Source organism: Bacillus cereus group sp. N6 (assembly GCF_016483705.1).
Taxonomy (GTDB): Bacteria; Bacillota; Bacilli; order Bacillales; family Bacillaceae_G; genus Bacillus_A; species Bacillus_A wiedmannii.
The window spans coordinates 1-2,715 of the sequence record NZ_JAEHBI010000134.1 but is presented as its reverse complement, the minus strand read 5'-3'; the positions used below and the strand labels follow the sequence as shown (position 1 = coordinate 2,715).

The following is a 2,715-nucleotide window of genomic DNA, read 5'->3' as shown; positions in this document are numbered from 1 at the left end:
TAATCTCTTTGGTCTCACTGCATAACATTAGATTCCTAACGGAATCAGTCGTTCCCTTTTCTATTTGCACCAGAACCTAAGTTTCGATAGAGTTTTTAACATGTATTTATCAACTAAAAATATTAAATATACCTTTATCAAAGGATAAATAACTCCTGTCTTAAATTCTAAATCATGTTAGATTATTAAGTGGAACTAATATAGACGTTCTAGGTTGGAATTTAGAAATTGGATGTTTGGTATAACCACTTAAAATGTTAGATCTAACGTGTAACATATACCCAGGTTTTTTCAAAATTGTGATTCGCCTCTCTTCTATAGCATGGACAAAAGAATAGCAAGTGTTTAAATGATAAATTATGGACAGATTTACCCATAGATATACACATTTTTAATGTACACATACAAATTATCCTATTAGGAGGATGAAATAAAATGAAAAAGAAAAAAATTCTATTCAGCTCAGCGCTTTCTATGGCGATATTAGGTAGTAGCTTGACGTCACCCGTACCAACAGATGCAAAGGTTACGCAACAAGATTTAAACAACTATAATAATGGTACAGCTCAAATACTGGCTTCTGCTCAGACAAGTAGTAATGTAGTTAAAGAAGGAGGGAGATTTTTTATACAATTGAACAATGGATCGAAGGTTGCTTTCGATGCAAAGCATGTACTTGCCCATAATTATGCAACTAACAACCCTACAAAACGAACCCATTCAGTATTTGTTAATGTAGAAAATTTTGAGTTTTTAAATATGATAAAAAGAGGATTAGAAATGACTACTTTACAACCTGGGACAAATACGTATCGCATTTCACAAACATTATTAAATACGAATGCAACTGTTTGTGAATTACTTCCGATAAGTCCCAACCTTAAAGGAAAACAGATTAAACTAGTAACAGGATTTGATCTAATACTAGTCGTAAATAACCCTAATAATGGGACTGCACCTTTTCTCATTACTGCTTATCCACAAAAACACATTAATACAATATATAAATTTTAAAGGCATATGTAATTTCAGATAACCATCTAAATAGGGACTTTCCAGCCTTAAAAATAAATGAAAAATGGATAACGGGTATAAGGTTCAATCATAAAGCTTGAAAAAAATATGAACCTGTTTACACAATGTGGCGATAGTTTAGGGAGTGCCGAATAATTGATTTGAGCCCTAACATAGAGCGTATCCGTCTTTTAATAAATCGATGATCTTATTCCACAATGTTATTTAAATGTTTGAGTTGCCTCGTTTGGATGCCTGCAGGCATCTTTTTCTCTTTCTTCAATTTTTCAATAGCGATTGGATAAGCTGGATTTTTGTCAACTGTAATTACACGGGGGTTTGAAACATGAAGAGACTGCAAAGCTTTCTTAAGGAAACGCTTTGCAGCCTTATGATTTCTCGTTTTACTCAGATAAAAGTCAATTGTGTTTCCTTCAGAATCAACAGCACGGTATAAATACTAAAATGTACCCTATAGAAGGTTCTGGTTTCTAAGCTGCTTTTGTTTCTTTCTTTTTTTTATCGGAACTCATTTTTCCTGGCAAGATAAAAAATTTACTATCAGGATCCTTTCCACCTATAACAACAGCCTCGTAAAGAAAACAAGTACCAAGTCCTGTTGGACCTAAACTTAAAATCTGATTAATAGGTACATATTCTACTAAGACATAGGGATATAGCCCAGGTTGATGAGGAACAGAAAAGTCATCAGCTACTTCTTTTGAGATAGTAAAAGAGGATAGCGGAGCCAGTTGATGAGAACCAATATTGTTTTTGTCTGTATTTATTTTCTCAGGTGTCTTTATTCCACGAAATACAGGTAGTTCTTTTATTCCTTTACTAGCTAAGAATTTATATGTTTCATTCTTCATCTCTTCTAAAACAACTCCGATGGTATCAATATACGATTCATAATTATCAAGCTTGTCTTTCTCCCATCTTTTCAAATCTGCATAAGGTAGATCAAACTTTTTAACTGCGGCCAATTGCATAGCTTTCATCAGAGAACCTCCGGTATCTCTAAAGTAGTTCCAATGATAAATAAGCGCATTAACAACAGCATCTACACCCTGGTAATTAGAGTTCTCCCAAACAAAAGGTGGTATATTTTCATCTTCACGAAGAACCTTCTCTAAGTCCAACAATTTGGGAATTAAATTAGGTTGTTTGTTTTTAATATTGTTTGTTGTTGTTTTAATTGCTTGATCAGTTGCCTCTTCGTTTACTCCATTTGGATATATCTTTTTATCATAGAATTTAAACACTTTTTTTTGATGTTTAAGTAATTTTTTAATCTTTAAAAGATCAATTTGGTTAATTGATTTAGCTGAATCAGCTTTTTGATCAGTCGCAACGGAATTTGAAGCAGCGGCAGCCACTTGTAAGTTTTGTGCCGAGGTAACAAAAATGGTGAATATAAGAAACAATGACATGATTATTCTTTTCGAGCCTTTCATTAAATCCCCTCCTAACTCTATTTCATTTAATATCATAAAATAATACGGTGAAGATTAGGTGAAGATTGAATCAATTTTAAATAAAAATCTCGGGATGAGCAAATTCACTAACAAAAATAGCTAAATGTTGAACTGAAGCCTTTTATAAACTTTGAGATTGCACGAATTGATATTATCCCCTTAAGGTAGACAGTGTAAAAAGACCATGAATACACATGGATGTTACACTTTTACTTGGAGGGGA

2 protein-coding genes and 1 pseudogene are annotated in these 2,715 nt (G+C 32.9%); 1 reads left to right on the top strand and 2 read right to left on the bottom strand.

Annotation, left to right across the window (positions count from 1 at the left end):
• Positions 1-435: 435 nt before the first annotated feature.
• Positions 436-1,014, top strand: a complete 579-nt coding sequence (locus tag JDS99_RS30305; RefSeq protein ID WP_199696428.1) for a hypothetical protein — start codon at positions 436-438, stop codon at positions 1,012-1,014.
• A gap of 211 nt (positions 1,015-1,225) precedes the next feature.
• Here JDS99_RS30305 and JDS99_RS30300 read toward each other — a convergent pair.
• Both JDS99_RS30300 and JDS99_RS30295 read right to left on the bottom strand, forming a co-directional pair.
• Positions 1,226-1,474, bottom strand: a pseudogene (locus tag JDS99_RS30300) (DDE-type integrase/transposase/recombinase); the annotation flags it as partial.
• Positions 1,475-1,505: 31 nt separating this feature from the next.
• The gene (locus tag JDS99_RS30295) at positions 1,506-2,471 is read right to left on the bottom strand and encodes a hypothetical protein (protein ID WP_199696427.1); all 966 of its coding nucleotides are present in this window, start codon (positions 2,469-2,471) and stop codon (positions 1,506-1,508) included.
• Positions 2,472-2,715 lie beyond the last annotated feature (244 nt).